Source organism: Bacillus sp. FSL E2-8900 (assembly GCF_037966225.1).
Lineage (GTDB): Bacteria > Bacillota > Bacilli > Bacillales > Bacillaceae_G > Bacillus_A > Bacillus_A cereus.
Genome location: NZ_CP150193.1, coordinates 2,854,710 through 2,871,923, shown reverse-complemented (window position 1 = coordinate 2,871,923; position 17,214 = coordinate 2,854,710). Strand labels below are relative to the sequence as shown.

Sequence of the window (17,214 nt, the reverse complement as noted above, 5' to 3'; positions counted from 1 at the left end):
GACTAAATTTATGTTAATGGGCATAGGAAAGGATTCTACAAACATTAAATACGATTGACAACGTGAGATTACAAGTGTAATATTCAGTTATAGATTACAAATGTAATACAGAGAGGTGTAATTTTAACCAATGAAAGAATTACCTAAAATTTCGGAAGCTGAATTAGAAGTAATGAAAGTATTGTGGTCAAACTCTCCACAAACGGCAAATGATGTAATTGAAGCGTTGGAGGTAAAAATGGATTGGAAACCGAAAACGATTAGAACGTTGATTAATCGATTAGTTCACAAAGAAGCAGTGGCTTATCATCAAGATAAAGGGCGTCTGTACTCTTATTATCCTTTGGTATCGCAAGATAGTTATTTACAAGTAGAAACGAAATCTTTACTTAAACGTTTCTATGGTGCAGCATTTAAACCTTTACTTGTAAATTTCTTAAAAGAAGAAAAGCTGTCTTCAGAAGATATTAACGAACTTAAACGTATTCTGGATGAGAAAACTGAGGAAAATCAGAGGAAGGATAGATTATAGTGATAGAAAAATTTATAAATATCTATCTACCTGCTTTTTTTGATTGGATGATTGAGACCTCTATTATGGCTAGTATATTAGTGGGCCTAATCTTGTGTATCAAGGTCTTGTTTAGAAATAAGTTAACGCCACGTTGGCAGTATATGCTATGGATCATATTAATGATAAGACTTGTATTACCTTGGTCTCCAGATAGTTCCTATAGTATCTATTCTGTTCTTACTTACAAGAATGACGATGCATTCATTTCTAGGGGAAATCCTGTAGCTAAGTTTCTTACAAAAGAGAGTACGCAAGAATTAAAAGGTATAGACGATACAAAGGTTCTCACAAAAGAAGATACTTATACCTCAAGTTCAACAAAAACTGTTCAGGCAAACAAGACACAAGCAGGTATTAATGAAAAGCAGGACGATGAGTCGATTTCATTTTATACAATCTGTATATACATTTGGCTTACTGGCGTTATCCTTCTAAGCGTTGCTACGTTTATAATGAACAGGCGTTTATTACTTTACATAAAAAAACAACCTGTTATTACAGATGAGAAGATTGTCCAGATTTTTGAAAAGTGTAAGCAATCTATGTCTATTCAACGGAATATCCCTCTATTTGTATCTGGAAAGGTTTCTAGTCCAACGGTGTTCGGATTTATTCGCCCCAAGTTGTTGTTATCCAGTGTACATATGAAGATTTTAGATGAACAACAATTACGATATATTTTTTATCATGAATTAGCTCATATCAAGCGAAGAGATGTTGGTGTAAATTGGCTTATGCATGGGTTACTCATTTTAAATTGGTTTAATCCCATTCTATGGTATGCCTACTCATGTATGCGGGAAGATCAAGAGCTAGCATGCGATGCATTAGCTCTTACATGTATAGATTCAGAGGAACAAATTGCGTATGGACATACTATTATTAGTCTATTGGAACACTACTCAAGTTATTATCAAGTACCAAGTATAGCAAATTTTAGTAAAAACAAGAGAGCGTTAAAAAGGAGAATTCTAATGATTAAAAAATTCCAAAAAAAATCATATCGTTGGTCTGCGATAGGCGCTGTGGCAGTGATTGCAGTATCATCTGTATCCTTATTAAACGCCCGTGCTGATCAGCCGACTAACCCTGAGAAACAACAATTAGAAGTGAAAAATAATATGAAAGAATTAAAAACACGAACAGATGCTCCTATACAGCGAATTGTAGAAAAAATGATTGGTACAAAAGAACAAGCAGAAGCAGAATTTTTTGTTTCCGAAGGAGACTATAATACTTTACTTACAGAGATTGGAGTGGCGAGGAATCTGTTTACGAAAGAAGAATTTGATCGATTCATTACATTGGAAACAGAAGCACATATTTTAGATAAAAAAGTAAGGCAAGTAGGAAGTCCTGAAAAGTTAGACCCAGAAGAGGAAAAAAAATATGAGAAAAACAGTGAAGAAATTGGACCATTTAGAGAGAAAATTCATTCGCATTTTAGATTAACTAAAAAGGAAGCACAAAAATATGTTGATTTTCCAATTAACACCCCAAGTTATGTGGTAAAAGGGTTTAAATTAACTGGAGAAGGTGTTAATACACCGATGACTACTGGAAAAATGAATCCCGATTTTATTTATGAATATCAAAATGAAAGTAAAGATAATGTATATATTGTGCACCAATCTGCAGTTACTGCTGAGGGAATAGAATTCTCGAATAAAAAAGCGGATTATAATGAAAAGGTAACAAATTATGAATTAGAAGGTACAAAAATAACCTTAGTTGAAAGTCTTGATACAGAGGAAACCTATAAAGTAATGCAAATGATAGTTCCTGCAAAAGGAAAGAATAGCGCTTTTCAAGTCTTTATTATTGCAGGTGATTTAAGTAAAGAAGAAACAGAGAAAGTTATGCTGTCCTTTCTAAAATAAAAATAGAGTCTCAGGATCCCGTTCTTGAGGCTATATTTTTTAGCTTAAACGAAACCTATAAGTGGGAAGAGAAATTAGTATAGTCTATATAATAAAAAAGTAAAATGATATTTAGTTTTGCTAGCTTGATTGAAATGAAAAAAAATAACAATTTAAAACATAAATTGAATCTAGGTAGGTATATTGTATGGAGAACAGGAGGGAGTATAATTCAAAAAGAAGTAATGGAAGAATACTAGCAAATGGTGATGTATTTTACCGCTATCACCTGGATCTCAAGTAAAACCTCATCATTTAGATATAGTTTTACTTGAGATGAAGCGGTTTGAGGTAGCAGATTCATATTAAAGCCAATTCCAGTGATCCATCTAAATTAGGAGAGAATAACTCATACTGTCAACTGATGCGAAAACGTGGAAAAAGAATCTACTTAGAAGTAAAGAGATTACTGTTATTGAATATACAACAGACTATAGTAAAGCGGTAGAAAAAGAAGAATACAAGCTAATAATGTATTCTTAAGTTTTTAAAGGACGTGAAATGAATATGAAACCAGTTTTAAAATATATAATTATTTCCCTTGTTTTTTCAATAGTAGGGGTGTGTTGGGCGCTGTTTGACATCTGTATGTTAGATGCAGACTGGCTATTGATTTGGATAGGTGTATTAATGGCATATCTATCGTTGTATATCGTGATAGGTCTATATAGTAGAAAATCGTACGACTCAAAATTGGCTAAAGTGCTTCTAAAAACAATAATTACAACCTTTAGTTTTGGAGCATTAGGAATATCATTCGGAGTTGTACACATGATATTAGGACCATTGAGCCTTACTTTAATGACATGGTATTGGTTTATAATGCTATTTTTATATTTAATACCCATAATATTATTAGTGATTTTAGTATTGGTAAATTGTAAAAATCATAATTTCCCTGGGGTATATAGTATACTTATACTTGTAAATATACTTCTTACGTTATGGCCGTTATTATGGCCGTTATTTATTACTTTTATGGGTTCTGGTATGAATGCAAGTGCAGGATGGTAGCAGCTCCACAGATTATAAAAGGGTTAAAAGAAAAAGGTTATGAACTTGAAGTTTATAACCAGAATAATCATTTTCCAATAAACTTGTGGCATGATAACCGAATATAAAAAATTATTTATTAGTTAAATGAATGGAATAAGAAATTAATGCAGGGTTTAAATATTTGTAAGAGCGTGTTTAGCAAAACATATAACAACACACTATTTTAACTGGCTATTTTTTATTATTTAAATTTTAAAAATAGTATTGATTAAATGAAAAAGAGAGTTTTGCTCTCTTTTTTTGCATTTCAGCAAAGCCTAATTAAATGTGAACTGAAAATTCATTTGGAATTTATATTAGTAGCGGAAGATATTCAAGAAGTATCTACTTTCGTGTCTAAAAAGTATCCACTTTCATGTCTTTCTACACCAATAGTATGATTTTATTTTGTAATGAAAAAAGCCCTAGATAGGGCTATATAATTTTCTTCATACCACATTGACGGCATTCTCTTAAGAAGATGAAATCTTTAACGGAACTTTTAAATGCGGTGTTGCCGCAATTATCACAGCGACCACTGATTTTATTATCAAGACCTAAATCTAAAAAACACTTAAAATATCACGCTCCTAACATATTATATATGACTAACATGTTAGGAGCGTTTATTTTTGGTAATGAGTTTTGAAACTGAATTTAAATAGTATTTTTCTCTATCTGGATAGAAATAAGTAAAGTACAATAAACGGTCGTTTTTGGAACTTGGGTGTTTACACGAATTCACTAAATATATCACCTTCCATTTGTTATGGTTTTCAAAATAACTATTTACATATAATTTACATTAGTGTACTATTTGTCTAGTACACTAATACAGAGGAGGAAAGAAATGAAAACTGAGTTTTCTCCTAATATCCCTATTTATGTTCAGGTAATGGAATACATCAAAAAAGAAATTGTAACAGGACGTTTGGCACCAGGTAAAAAAATTCCTGCTGTACGTGAATTAGCGGGTGAATTACAAGTTAATCCAAATACAATTCAACGTACGTTTCAAGAGCTAGAACGGAAAGGTATTGCTGAGACACGTAGAGGAACAGGAAGATTTGTAACAATGAATGAAGAAAAAATTACAGAGCTACGCAAAGAAATGGCAAAAGAGTTGCTTGATAATTTTATAAATGGAATGAATAACTTAGGATTTATGGAAGAAGAGGTTCTCCCAATACTCCGTTCTTATTTGGAAAAGAAAAAGGAGGGAAATGAATGAAAGAATTATTGAAAGTTGAAAATCTGTCGAAAAGATATGATTTAAAAACAGTGATTCAAGATATAAGCCTAACAATCTCAGAAGGAAAAATTATCGGTCTTGTTGGTGAAAATGGTAGTGGGAAAACGACATTATTAAAAATGATTTCGGGTTTACGTTTTCCTTCTAAAGGAAGTATTACAATTAAAGATAAAAAGGTGGGATTAGAAACGAAAAAAATCGTTTCATTTATGCCCGATAGTCCTGTTTTTGAAAAATGGATGACTGTAAAAGATGCTTTGTTGTTCTATCAAGATATGTATGCTGATTTTAATCTACAACAAGCAATAGATTTGATAGCTAACTTTAAAATCCCGCTAGAGGAGAATATAAGCATCTTATCAAAAGGGAAAACAGGGATATTACAGCTAATATTAACTTTTTCAAGGAAAGCAACGGTATATGTATTAGACGAGCCATTAGGTGGAATTGATCTTGTTTCTAGAAAGCATATAGTAGATTTAATTCTTAACTTTTATCGTGAAGATAGTACCATTCTTATTTCGACTCATTTAGTAGAGGAAATTGAAAATATATTTGATGAGGTAATCTTTTTAAAAGACGGGAGTATTGTATTGCATGAAAATGTAGAAGAAATTCGTTTTCACCATGGAAAATCAGTACATGAGTTATTTAAGGAGGTTTTTGAGAAATGAACCCACTTTTTCGTTATTTGTTTAACTGTAATAGAAAAAGGATAGCTGTATTTTACCTTGGATTTATTACTATTTCATTACTTCTTTTATTTAAGATGGTGGGATTATCAAAGGTGACAAATCAAATTACAAAGGATATAACTTTAGGTATATTTATATTCATCATAGGTGGCGCTGCATTTTTACTACTTTTAATAGCTTTGCCTTCTTTCAATAAAATGCTAAAAAATACGATGATTCGTTATACAGCTATCTCAGGAAAAAAGTATATATATGCAAATTTATTTTTTTTCACATTAATGTTTATTCTTTTATTAGTAATAGGCTTAATTTTTCTATACTATTTTTCTCAGAGTAACCTTGGAGAAAAAGTATCTGAAGGCTATCAACAAGAATTTCATAAGTTATATGCATATGGAGTTTTTCATCACATACTTTCCGTTTTTTTATGGGGAATCGATTTCATGAGTATATTAATTTCCTGTTATTTCATCATGGTAATTACAAAACTCATTCCTATAAAGTCATCATTGAGTAAAAGATTTTTATCAATGACTTTCTTTGCTTTATTTTTAATCATACAAACATTAGTATTGGATTTTTTTAGTAAATTAGGAGAATATGTAATCACCATAAAGAGTACGTGGTTCATAGATAAAAATGGTTTTATTGACACTTCACTGTATCCTAGTGAAGACTTCACTATTTTAGATGTATGTTTTACTTGCTTATTCATAATTGTTCTAACAGCTATTACAGGTCGTATCATAGATAAAAAATTAGAAATATAAAGCTCCACTTTAAAGGTAAAGTATATTTAGGAGGAAAAAATGAGGACAACTAATCCAATATTAAAAAAAGAAAAATTTCATAAAGAAAAGAAAAATGCTTCTACGATGACTATCGGTGGAACGATAGCAAAAACATTCATTTTGCTTATCTTACTTCTTGCAGCGTCTGTCTATTCATACGTACAGATGACACAAGGGACAATGAAAATACCTGTGTTAATTGGAATTATAATAGTTACTCTAATTGTCGCATTTTTAGTTATATTCATTCCTCGTATATCACCAATCTGCGCACCGATTTACGCAGTATTACAAGGAATTTTATTAGGAAGTATTTCAGCTTATTATACAAAGCGATTTGGTGATTCTATCGCTTTAACTGCCGTATTACTAACGATTTCGATTTTATTTGCCATGTTAGTGTTATACGCAACGCGAATAGTAAAAGTAACTAAAAAGTTCCGTGCGGTTGTAACGGTTGCAACACTTGGAATTCTTATTATGTATTTTATTGTTTTCTTACTAGGCATCTTAGGGGTGACTGTTCCATATATTCACCAAGGTGGGACAATTAGTATCATCATAAGTACAATTGTAATTATTGTTGCTGCATTAGATTTATTACTCGATTTTGATTCCATAGAAAATGGTACTCAGAGTGGAGCACCTAAGTATATGGAGTGGTACAGCGCAGTAGGGCTTATGATGACATTAGTATGGTTATACTTAGAGATCCTTCGTTTGATTTCTTACATTATGAAAAACAAAGACTAGAAAACATCCTGCATGGTTCAAACATGCAGGATGTTTTTTGTATCTCGTATTTTCAATTAAATTTATATAGGTAGTAACAAATGTACGATGTTACTGTACAAAAATTCCAACCAATGCTTATAAGCTTTCAGCTCCCTCTCTGTAACCTTTCTTCGATTACTACAGACAATTTAACTGTAAAAAAAACAATAAGCTGTCCACATGGACAGCTTATTTACATAATTCTTGATTATCGGTAGCAAGTTTGTCATAAAATCCTTGTTTTTACTAAATTTTTTGTCTCTATGTCTATCTATCTCTTATACAAGATTTTATATATCATTGATATAGCGGGGATTCTAGGGATCGTTGCTATTCTTTTTTGCATAAAATCTTGTATGAAAAAGTGGTTAGACTAGTGTGCTTTACTCCGGTTCATTTCAAAATATAATTGAAAATTCATCTTTAAATTAAAAAAGAAGTGTTACCTATATATTAATAACTTCGAAATATTGTATAACAGATAATTTTTATTGTGCAAACGAATCAGGATAGTGTGGCGACCGACCAACTAAATAGTTGCTTATCCTCAATTATTAGAAGGAAAGTTCTATCATTTCACGAATTGATTAGACATAGACGAGTGCTATAATTTTCTATATATACATAAAGAGGTGACTACGTATGAATCAAAGACCGTCAGAAGAAGAATACGCTGGGAGCTCCGGCGAATATATTCGTTTGGTGCCAGACGGTAACATCATCGACATTCTGCTCGCTCAGGAAAAGCAAATGACCGAGCTCCTGGCATCGTTGACCGAAAGCCAGGCCGCATATCGGTATGCGGAAGGAAAATGGACACTAAAAGAAGTTGTGGGCCACATTACAGACGCGGAACGCGTCATGACTTACCGCCTGCTCCGGTTCGCAAGAGGGGACCAGACGCCGCTGACCGGTTTCGATCAGGAATTGTTCATGCCTCCTTTCGGAAGTTGGACAACCGAGCAATTGGCTGAAGACTACCGGGCCGTACGGCAATCAACGATCACATTGCTGCGCGGGCTACCGGCGGAGGCGTGGAACCGCAAGGGTACAGCCAACAACCTAAGCATTACGGCGCGCGCCCTCGCGTACGGCATCGCAGGACACGAACTTCATCACATGGGAGTCATCCGAAACCGGTACTTGAGTTAATCGTCGGCTGAGGCCTTTTGAATGGAACTAACACCTTTCATACAATCGTAGATACCGTTCTTATTGGGGCCCGCCCCACAACCATCAACTTAAGGATTTAGACTATTTTTGAAATTGAAAGCACGTTACTATTCTCTTATGTTAATGAGAAAGGGTGACGCGCTTTTTATGATTATGCACTAAAAACAAGAGTTATCTTTATTTGCCGAAGAGTTATATCGATTTTTCTCATTTTAAGGTATTTGTTTTTCTTAGATTGATGGTGATGGGGCACTACTCTATTATGATCAAATTAAAATTAAAAATAGTTATAGAGACTCCATTTCTCGGAAATATTATAACTATTAAGTTGTAAAAAGAACCGTCGTTTTTCATTTTTGAAAAGGCTAGGGTACTTTTTAGTTGTAGCGAAGATATAATGGGAGGAAGTTTTTCTAAATCAAAAAAAATTGATTAATAAGTTGCATAATAAACTCACTAGCGTATATACTATAAACATCAAAAAAAGTTGATGAAGGGAAGTGAACTACAGTGGCACAAAATTTTCAGTTATATGAGAAAAAGTTTAAAGCGTTGGCTGATCAGAAGCGTTTAGAGATTATGTATGAACTTTGCCAGCGAGGCCAAACTTGTGTATGTGATTTAACGGAGGTTTTTGAAATGACGCAATCTAAATTGTCCTATCATTTAAAGATTTTATTAGATGCAGGTTTAATTGTAAAAGAAACAAAAGGTACGTGGAGTTATTATGATTTAAATGATGCGGAAGTAAATAATTTATTATCAGAAGAATTATGCTGTATCTTTAGAAAAACAGGCAAAGGTAGTTGTTGTTAAAATTTCGTACTATTAATCAAAAAAAATTGATTAATAACATATAAAGAGGAGGAATAAGCTATGAGATATGTTCACGTCGGTATAAATGTTACGAATTTAGAGAAGTCTATTGAATTCTACGAAAAGGTATTTGGTGTGTCACCAGTTAAGGTGAAAGTGGATTATGCAAAATTTTTATTAGAGACGCCAGGACTTAACTTCACGCTAAACGTACGAGATGAGGTGAAGGGAAATCAAGTAAATCATTTCGGTTTCCAAGTTGATACAGCTGAAGAGATTACATTGCATAAAGAAAGATTAGAAAAAGAAGGTTTCTTTGCGCGTGATGAGATGGATACGACTTGTTGCTATGCGGTTCAAGATAAGTTTTGGGTAACGGATCCTGATGGGAACGAGTGGGAATTCTTTTATACAAAAGCACAGAGTGATGTTCATAAAATAGAAGAGGCATCTTGTTGCACGACTTCTAACGTAGTAGAACAAAATTCTTGTTGTTAATAGGAGATGGAAAATAAAATGAAACGTTTATCTTTTCTAGATCGATATTTAACACTATGGATTTTTCTAGCTATGGCTGTTGGGATTGGTTTAGGGTTTGTATTTCCTAGTGTAGTAGACGGACTGAATACATTACAAGTTGGAACGACGTCTATCCCGCTTGCTGTTGGTTTAATTGTCATGATGTATCCACCATTAGCAAAGGTTCGTTACGAGGAAATGGGCCGAGTATTTAAAGATGTAAAAGTATTGGTTTTATCTTTAGTACAAAACTGGATTATTGGACCTGTACTTATGTTTGTTTTAGCAATTATTTTTCTTCCTGATAAGCCAGAATACATGGTCGGACTCATTATGATTGGTTTAGCACGCTGTATTGCAATGGTAATTGTTTGGAATGACCTTGCCGATGGGGATAAAGAGTATGCGGCAGGTTTAGTAGCTTTTAACTCGGTATTTCAAATGCTTTTCTTCTCCGTTTATGCATACGTGTTTGTAACAGTCATTCCAGAATGGTTAGGAATTGAAGGGGCTATTGTCGATATTACAATGATAGAAGTAGCGAAATCCGTATTTATCTATTTGGGAATTCCTTTTATAGCAGGTATGTTGACACGCTTTGTATTCGTTAAGTTAAAAGGAAGACAATGGTATGAAAAAGTGTTTATACCGAAGATTAGTCCACTTACATTACTTGCATTACTATTTACAATCATCGTTATGTTCTCTTTAAAAGGGGAAATGATTGTTAGCGTACCATTAGATGTAGTAAGAATAGCAATTCCGTTATTAATCTATTTTATTGTCATGTTTTTTGTTTCTTTCTTTATGGGAAGAAAAATTGGTGCAAACTATCCAGTGACTACAACGTTAGCATTTACAGCAGGTAGTAATAACTTTGAGTTAGCGATTGCAGTAGCAGTTGGTGTGTTTGGTATTCATTCAGGTGCAGCATTTGCAGCTGTTATGGGGCCGTTAGTGGAAGTACCTGTAATGATTGCGCTTGTAAACGTCGCTTTTTGGTTTAAGCGAAAATATTTTAGTGATCAGCCAGTCTAAATTTAAAAACAAAGGCGGAAAACAACATGGAAAACAAAAAGACAATCTATTTCTTATGCACAGGAAATTCGTGCCGAAGCCAAATGGCAGAAGCGTGGGGCAAACAATATGTAGGTGATAAATGGAATGTATATTCTGCAGGAATCGAAGCACACGGAGTAAATCCAAATGCGATTAAAGCGATGAATGAAGTAAATATTGATATAACGAATCAAACATCAGATATAATTGATGCAAATATTTTAAATAACGCTGATTTAGTCGTTACCCTTTGTAGTCATGCGGATTCTGTTTGTCCTTCGACACCTCCGCACGTAAATCGTGTTCACTGGGGATTCGATGATCCAGCAGGAAAAGAGTGGTCTGAATTTCAACGTGTTCGTGATGAAATTGGGGAACGTATAAAGCGATTTTCTGAAACAGGGGAGTAAATAAAGGAAAGAGCCAATCTTCTATTGTGCTGGAGATTGACTCTTTTTTATTATGTATTTCATTTACTTATCATTTCGCTTTAAAACCACTCTTAGAAATAATACAGAATATTATGTGAAGATGGTAAAGTTTCATTTTATAATTTTTACTTTATTAAAAGTTGATTTGTTAGAAAGGATAATCATTTATTGATATAATGAATGGGTGCGTGGCAGGAAATAGATAGAAAGATACTGCTAGTAATTTATACTTAAAATGTAGGGAGATTGAACAGAGTTATGGGGACAGAAAAAGAAATTAGTTCCGCTAAATTAATATGGAAGATGACGCGCCCACATACATTAACGGCGACGTTTTCTCCTGTAATTTTAGGAACAGTGGCATCACTTTATGTTGCCAAAATTGATTGGCTGTTATTTATTGCGATGATGGTTGCATGTTTAGCATTGCAAATAGCAACGAACTTATTTAATGAGTACTATGATTTTAAACGTGGATTAGATACCGCTGAATCCGTTGGCATCGGTGGCGGAATTGTCCGTCATGGATTGAAGCCAAAAAATGTGTTAACAGTTGCGCTTTTATTATATGTCGTAGCAGCTTTTATTGGCATTTATATTTGTATGAATAGTAGTTGGTGGTTAGTGGTTATTGGTTTAATTGGGATGGCAGTTGGCTATTTATATACAGGTGGTCCACTACCAATTGCGTACACCCCGTTTGGAGAATTAGTTTCTGGATTGTTAATGGGGACATGTTTTGTACTCATTGCTTTCTTTATTCAAACGAATACTGTAACGATTGAAAGTGTATTGATTTCCATTCCAATTGGAATTTTAGTAGGTGCAATCAATATGTCAAATAACATCCGAGATATCGAAGAAGATATTAAAGGTGGAAGAAAGACATTAGTAATCCTCCTTGGGAGAGAAAAAGCTGTGGTAACACTAGCGGTAGCCTTTTTCATTGCGTATTTATGGATTGCCGTAATTGTATTAATGGGTTATATAAGCCCTTGGGCATTAGTTATGTTCCTAGGTTTGAGAAAGCCAATTTCTGCGATTCAAAGTTTCCAAAAAGGGGCAAAGGATCCTGGATATATGCGCATCGCAATGAAATCAACAGCGATGACAAATACGATTTTCGGCTTCTTGTTGTCAGCAGGATTATTAATTAGTTATTTGTTTTAAATAACTTAACCCCAATTTCTCGATTTTAGTATAGAGAAATTGGGGTTTTATTTTGAGTTTTTTACGTTATAAACTATTATCATTTGAAATGTATATACCAATAAATTGCAACTTCATCACTTGTCTTATCCAAACCTTTATAAACAAGAAAATCAAACCCACCAATTACAAATCCACATTTTTCATAAAATTTACATGCTGCGACATTATTATTTTGCGTTTCAAGCATGATACCTGGCATATTTCCTTTTTTTGCCCACTGCTTTGCTTGATCAACTAATCTTTTACCAACTCCGAGTGTACGATATTTTTTATCTACCGTTATATCTTCTATGTAAGCATAGTGGTTCCAATTCTTTTTCAATACCATTAATCCAATGATTTGGTTATGTAACAGTGCTATGTAAATGACTTGATTAGGTTTATTTATATATTCATTGTAAGCCAGTTCTTCATTATCATCTTGATTTTGCAAATAACTTTTTTCATAACTCGGAACGTCTTCTACTGTATATTCTATGTGTCTATTTCCTTTGGAAAGAGAAAGAATTAACCGAGTATTCACTATAAAACTGTCATCAATCTCCGGGAGATTATCTAAATCATTTGTTTCTAACTCTCTAATTACAAGGTTCATCGGGGCACCTCCACATAATAATATTTCTTCTAGTTCTTCATTTGGTTCAAATGAATTCCAATTACAAAATTATAATAGAATTTCAATAGTACGGCTATCTTTGTATTTTATCTTTATACCAGTATGTTGTTATCTTGATATGAAAATATTGTTTAGAAAGAGTAGTATCTTTTATTTTGGATGTATATCCAGTTTTCAAATTTAACTGTAGTAGAGAAACAAATATTTTTTTAAAGAGTGGATGCCATACGTTATTCTTTAACTAAATTCGACATTATCTGCATTTTATCTTCACCTTCCTCTATTAATCTATTTATTGTAAACATCAGCTGGAGTTAATGCTCAGCTGTATAAATAATGAATATAAAAATTAATAGGGAAAGGATCGAAAAATAATGAAAGAATCACAAAGTAAGAAAAAAACAAGTCGACTAACTAAGGTAATAATATCTCTAGGAGTTGTTTTAGCAACGACCTTTTTCACGTTCTTTTTAATAGGAAAATGGAACTCTATTCCAGCGAAAGGAGTAGCTAATGAAAGTATTAAGCTAGCTAATACGCAACAACAAAAAAAGAAAGAGGACACATCACTGGCAAAACAGAAAAGACCTGATGGAAAACCGGTAGGAAAGGTTGTGTATTTAACATTCGATGACGGTCCTAGTGAATTAACTGGGAAATTTTTAGATGTACTAAAAAAACAAAATGTTGCCTCGACATTTTTTATGCAAGGTAGCAATTTACAAAATACAGGTTTTCAGGAAAATGTAAAAAGAGCGGTAAAAGAAGGACATTATATTGGTGCTCATAGTATGACACATAATAGTGATAAGCTATACAAAAAGGGACAATTTGTACCGGAGATGAAAGAAACGTTAGCTCTGATCCATAATATTACGGGTACAACTCCTAAACTAGTTCGTCCGCCATATGGATCTGCACCGGGATTAAAGGGTGAGGAAATTCGTAATCAAATTGTAGAAGCAGCAATAAAAGTTTGGGATTGGACAATAGATTCAAATGATTGGAAACTAAAAGGTAACCCACAGCAAATTATAGAAAATGTAAAGCGTACAACAACAGAAGATGTGGAAGTAGTTCTAATGCATGAAAAACCACAGACATTACAAGCGCTTCCGGAAATTATTAAATTTTATAAGGAAAAAGGGTATGAATTCGGGGTATACAATGAAGCGGATCATTTTCAACTAAATTTCCAGAAAGATCAACGTCTATAGTATCAAATAAATAAATTAAGAGCATGTTCTGATTTATCTTTCTTCAGGACATGCTTTTTTTGCTCGCTGCTATAAGCTTATTACTACCAATTTAACAAAGCAGCATTTACAAGTTACTTTATGGATACCTCATTTTAGAATAACTAACTTATAGAAAAAATTGAATAATTTTCATGTGTAAGGAGATTTTAAGAAGGATATAGAGGGGATATTTTCCTTTTGTTTTCTAGATAAATGATTACTTACAAAAAACATTTAGTGGAACGGTTTTTTAAAGCTATTCTGTCAAGAAATTACTAAAAATTGGGTTCAAAACATAAACCACTCGATAAATGGGGTAGTATGATGAAAAAACTTAGTAGAAAGCGTTTGAGAAAAGATATTCAGGAACTTGAGAGTGCAAGTATGCTGCTCCAAAATGATCAAGAGTGCGAACTCAAGCAGAGTGTATCTGCGAATGAAGAAGTTTTGAGAAAAGTTTTTGAAAATTGTTCCGATATTGTTTTTCGTCCAATAATCATAGAAAGTCAAAATAAAATTCTTTTTATTTATATAGATGGATTAACTGACACTAAAGTTGTGGAACAAGTTGTTTTGAAACCAATGATGTTCGAAGGTCTGCCTAGTGGAGTAAAGAGTGTGGATTCGGTAGGAGAAATTATACAAAATCAGCTAATTGCGGTTTCTCAAGTAAAGACAATCTCTAAAGTTCGTGAGGTTATAGAAGCAGTATTGAAAGCGAATATCGTCATTTTAACAGAAGGAGAGAGTCAAGCTCTAGTCGCTGATTTAAAAGGTTTTGAAAAACGAGGTATTGAAGAGCCTGCTGCGGAGATCTCTGTTCGTGGCCCTCGGGACGGGTTTACGGAAACGATAAGGGTCAATACGAGCCTGATTCGCCGAAGAATTCGAAGCCAAAAACTAAAAATGGAACCTTATTCGATTGGGGAATTGTCACAGACAGATGTGGTAATTGCCTATATTGAGGGAATTGCACCTGATTCGGTTTTGGATGAAGTTCGCCAAAGGGTAAAGCGAATTCAAATTGATGGAGTGTTGGAGTCAGCTTTCATTGAAGAGTTTATTGAGGACCAACCCTTTTCGCCCTTTCCACAAATTCAAAATACTGAGCGGCCAGATGCGGTTTGTGCAAGTTTATTAGAGGGGAAAGTCGCCATTTTAGTAGATAACACACCTTTCGTTTTGATTGTTCCTATGACATTTTGGACTGGTCTACAAGCAGCGGAGGATTATTATGAACGCTCCATCTACACAACTTTTGTTCGATGGATACGTTTAATATTAATTAATATTTCATTATTTCTTCCTTCTCTCTATGTTGCTATTACAACCTTTCATCCTAAATTAATTCCGACAAATTTGCTTATTAGTATTGCAGCTGCGCGAGAAGGCATTCCGTTCCCGGCTGTCATAGAAGCGCTAATGATGGAGTTTTTATTTGAAGGCTTGAGGGAAGCGGGGGTTCGGTTACCAAAACCTGTTGGATCAGCAGTTAGTATTGTCGGAGCACTTGTTATCGGGCAAGCTGCTGTGCAAGCAGGTATTATTTCCGCACCTTTGGTCATTGTTGTGGCGACGACGGGTATTGCGTCATTTGCGTTCCCGCGCTACAACTTAGGAACAGCTTACCGGATGTTACGCTTTCCGATGCTGTTATTGGCAGGGATGCTCGGGCTATACGGTGTTGCAATAAGTACCCTTACGATTTTGATTCATTTAACTAACATTCGTTCTTTTGGCATTCCGTATTTAAGTCCAGTTGCACCTCAGACTCCTCGTGATTTAAAGGATGTTTTTCTCCGAACACCTCGTTGGAATATGACCCACCGCCCAATAATGGTATCTGGTGAAGAGAAAGTCCGTTTTCCAGGTGGACAAAAGCCAGATGAGAAACGGGGAGGGGAAACAGAATGAGCCTGCACAAGGCACTCTGTATGATACTGGTCATTTCTTTATGCTTCTTGACGGGATGTTGGGATCGGACAGAATTAAATGATTTGGCAATAGAATTAGGATGGGGACTTGATCAAGCGAAGAATAATAAGATTGAAATTAGTGCTCAGTTTATTATTCCATCAAAAATGGGAATGGGACAGAGCGGAAGAAGTAATGCAGGAAAAGCGTTTTTTACAGAATCGGGAACGGGAAGGGATACACATGAAGCTATACAAATGATGCAAACAAAAATGTCGAGAGAAATTTTTCGAGGGCACCAGCGTGTAATATTGATTGGAGAAAAAATGGCTAAAAGTGGTCTTGCTCCAGTTTTAGATGCATATAGCCGCGATCCTGATATTCGATTACGAGCAGGTGTGTTTGTCATAAAAGGGAATACTGCAAAAGATTTTCTGAAAGCATCCATCCCTTTAGAGTCTATCCCGGCACTTGGGGCACTTAAAGAGCATATGCAAATAGAGGCAGCGGGAGATATGTCTTTATTAAATTTTCTCATTGCTGGTACGAGTGATGGAATCACCCCGATTTTGCCCGTTATTAAACTAAATGTGTCTCATGAAAAAGGTAAAACCGTGGTCAAAGGGTTTCAAATTGTAGGCGGTGCTATATTTAACAACGATTTCAAATTGGTAGGATACTTGAACATGCAGGAATGGTTAACTACTCTTTGGGTAGTGAATCGTTTAAGTAAACAGACAGTTACAGCAACGGCCTCTAAAGGAAATGGTAGTGCAAGTTTATATATGACAAAGATCAATAGAAAAATCATGCCTACTATACAAGGGGACACAATTAAGTGTGACATTGTTTTTTCTGGTGAAGGAACAATTCAGGAGAACAATACGAATTTAGATCTTTCGCAGCCAAAAAATCTTACTCTTTTAGAACAAGTATTGGAAAAACAGTCCGAAAAGGAAGCTCTCCAAACTATTAAAAAGGTTCAAAAACAATACGGAACCGATATCTTTGGATTTGGAGAAGCCATTCATCAAAAATATCCATCCGAATGGAAAGGGTTAAAAAAGAATTGGAGTAAACAATTTCGAAAAGTGGAGGTTTCTGTTCGTACAAAGCTTACTATTCGGCGAGTAGGACTGACTGGACCACCGTTGCAGTTGAAGAAAAATGAAATGAAAAAATAAGGAGGGATATAG

Annotated in this window: 17 protein-coding genes and 2 pseudogenes; 17 read left to right on the top strand and 2 right to left on the bottom strand. The window is 34.2% G+C overall.

Going from position 1 to position 17,214, the window contains the following annotated elements:
- The first annotated feature begins 130 nt into the window (after positions 1-130).
- From NST90_RS14720 to NST90_RS14705, 4 genes and pseudogenes are all read left to right on the top strand, one after another.
- The gene (locus NST90_RS14720; protein ID WP_000661430.1) at positions 131-532 is read left to right on the top strand and encodes a BlaI/MecI/CopY family transcriptional regulator; all 402 of its coding nucleotides are present in this window, start codon (positions 131-133) and stop codon (positions 530-532) included.
- Positions 532-2,454, top strand: a complete 1,923-nt coding sequence (locus tag NST90_RS14715) for a M56 family metallopeptidase (RefSeq protein WP_000570341.1) — start codon at positions 532-534, stop codon at positions 2,452-2,454. Before NST90_RS14720 ends, NST90_RS14715 begins: the two co-directional genes overlap by 1 nt.
- Positions 2,455-3,000: 546 nt before the next feature.
- On the top strand, positions 3,001-3,507 hold the full coding sequence (locus NST90_RS14710) for a DUF3902 family protein (RefSeq protein ID WP_000805755.1): 507 nt from the start codon (positions 3,001-3,003) through the stop codon (positions 3,505-3,507).
- Positions 3,501-3,614 (top strand): annotated as a pseudogene (locus NST90_RS14705) (polysaccharide deacetylase); the annotation flags it as partial. The gene NST90_RS14710 and the pseudogene NST90_RS14705, both read left to right, overlap by 7 nt.
- Positions 3,615-3,963: 349 nt before the next feature.
- Here NST90_RS14705 and NST90_RS14700 read toward each other — a convergent pair.
- Positions 3,964-4,065, bottom strand: a pseudogene (locus NST90_RS14700) (hypothetical protein); the annotation flags it as partial.
- Positions 4,066-4,378: 313 nt separating this feature from the next.
- Between NST90_RS14700 and NST90_RS14695 the strand changes: the two are divergent.
- From NST90_RS14695 to menA, 10 genes are all read left to right on the top strand, one after another.
- Positions 4,379-4,759: a GntR family transcriptional regulator gene (locus tag NST90_RS14695; protein WP_000845513.1), complete on the top strand. Its 381-nt coding sequence runs from the start codon at positions 4,379-4,381 to the stop codon at positions 4,757-4,759.
- On the top strand, positions 4,756-5,454 hold the full coding sequence (locus tag NST90_RS14690; protein ID WP_000661383.1) for an ABC transporter ATP-binding protein: 699 nt from the start codon (positions 4,756-4,758) through the stop codon (positions 5,452-5,454). Before NST90_RS14695 ends, NST90_RS14690 begins: the two co-directional genes overlap by 4 nt.
- Positions 5,451-6,245 carry a hypothetical protein gene (locus NST90_RS14685; RefSeq protein ID WP_001068594.1) on the top strand — a complete coding sequence of 265 codons (795 nt, stop codon included), beginning with the start codon at positions 5,451-5,453 and terminating at the stop codon, positions 6,243-6,245. The genes NST90_RS14690 and NST90_RS14685 overlap by 4 nt, the downstream gene beginning before the upstream one ends.
- 39 nt (positions 6,246-6,284) lie before the next feature.
- Complete coding sequence (locus NST90_RS14680) at positions 6,285-7,019, top strand: Bax inhibitor-1/YccA family protein (RefSeq protein WP_001260970.1); 735 nt, start codon at positions 6,285-6,287, stop codon at positions 7,017-7,019.
- A 663-nt stretch (positions 7,020-7,682) separates the two neighbouring features.
- Positions 7,683-8,192, top strand: coding sequence for a DinB family protein (locus tag NST90_RS14675; protein ID WP_001076317.1), 510 nt, complete (start codon positions 7,683-7,685; stop codon positions 8,190-8,192).
- 531 nt (positions 8,193-8,723) lie between these two features.
- Positions 8,724-9,029: an arsenical resistance operon transcriptional regulator ArsR gene (gene arsR / locus NST90_RS14670; protein ID WP_002026021.1), complete on the top strand. Its 306-nt coding sequence runs from the start codon at positions 8,724-8,726 to the stop codon at positions 9,027-9,029.
- Positions 9,030-9,089: 60 nt separating this feature from the next.
- Positions 9,090-9,527, top strand: a complete 438-nt coding sequence (locus NST90_RS14665) for an ArsI/CadI family heavy metal resistance metalloenzyme (RefSeq protein WP_001271031.1) — start codon at positions 9,090-9,092, stop codon at positions 9,525-9,527.
- An 18-nt stretch (positions 9,528-9,545) separates the two neighbouring features.
- Positions 9,546-10,586 carry an ACR3 family arsenite efflux transporter gene (gene arsB, locus NST90_RS14660; protein WP_000826565.1) on the top strand — a complete coding sequence of 347 codons (1,041 nt, stop codon included), beginning with the start codon at positions 9,546-9,548 and terminating at the stop codon, positions 10,584-10,586.
- A 26-nt stretch (positions 10,587-10,612) separates the two neighbouring features.
- Entirely contained in the window at positions 10,613-11,017 is a 405-nt protein-coding gene (gene arsC, locus NST90_RS14655) for an arsenate reductase (thioredoxin) (protein WP_025708621.1), read from the top strand.
- 279 nt (positions 11,018-11,296) lie between these two features.
- The gene (menA, locus tag NST90_RS14650) at positions 11,297-12,208 is read left to right on the top strand and encodes a 1,4-dihydroxy-2-naphthoate polyprenyltransferase (protein WP_000536385.1); all 912 of its coding nucleotides are present in this window, start codon (positions 11,297-11,299) and stop codon (positions 12,206-12,208) included.
- Positions 12,209-12,287: 79 nt separating this feature from the next.
- Here the strand turns inward: menA and satA are convergent, their stop codons facing one another.
- Positions 12,288-12,845: a streptothricin N-acetyltransferase SatA gene (gene satA, locus NST90_RS14645; RefSeq protein WP_025708620.1), complete on the bottom strand. Its 558-nt coding sequence runs from the start codon at positions 12,843-12,845 to the stop codon at positions 12,288-12,290.
- 395 nt (positions 12,846-13,240) lie between these two features.
- Here satA and NST90_RS14640 point away from each other — a divergent pair, with 395 nt between their 5' ends.
- The 3 genes from NST90_RS14640 (at position 13,241) to NST90_RS14630 (ending at position 17,202) form a co-directional block, all read left to right on the top strand.
- On the top strand, positions 13,241-14,083 hold the full coding sequence (locus NST90_RS14640) for a polysaccharide deacetylase family protein (RefSeq protein ID WP_000665179.1): 843 nt from the start codon (positions 13,241-13,243) through the stop codon (positions 14,081-14,083).
- Between the two features lie 342 nt (positions 14,084-14,425).
- Positions 14,426-16,018 (top strand): spore germination protein, encoded by a 1,593-nt coding sequence (locus NST90_RS14635; protein ID WP_001986345.1) that lies wholly within the window; start codon positions 14,426-14,428, stop codon positions 16,016-16,018.
- Complete coding sequence (locus tag NST90_RS14630) at positions 16,015-17,202, top strand: Ger(x)C family spore germination protein (protein ID WP_000052111.1); 1,188 nt, start codon at positions 16,015-16,017, stop codon at positions 17,200-17,202. Before NST90_RS14635 ends, NST90_RS14630 begins: the two co-directional genes overlap by 4 nt.
- The last annotated feature ends 12 nt before the right edge of the window (positions 17,203-17,214 follow it).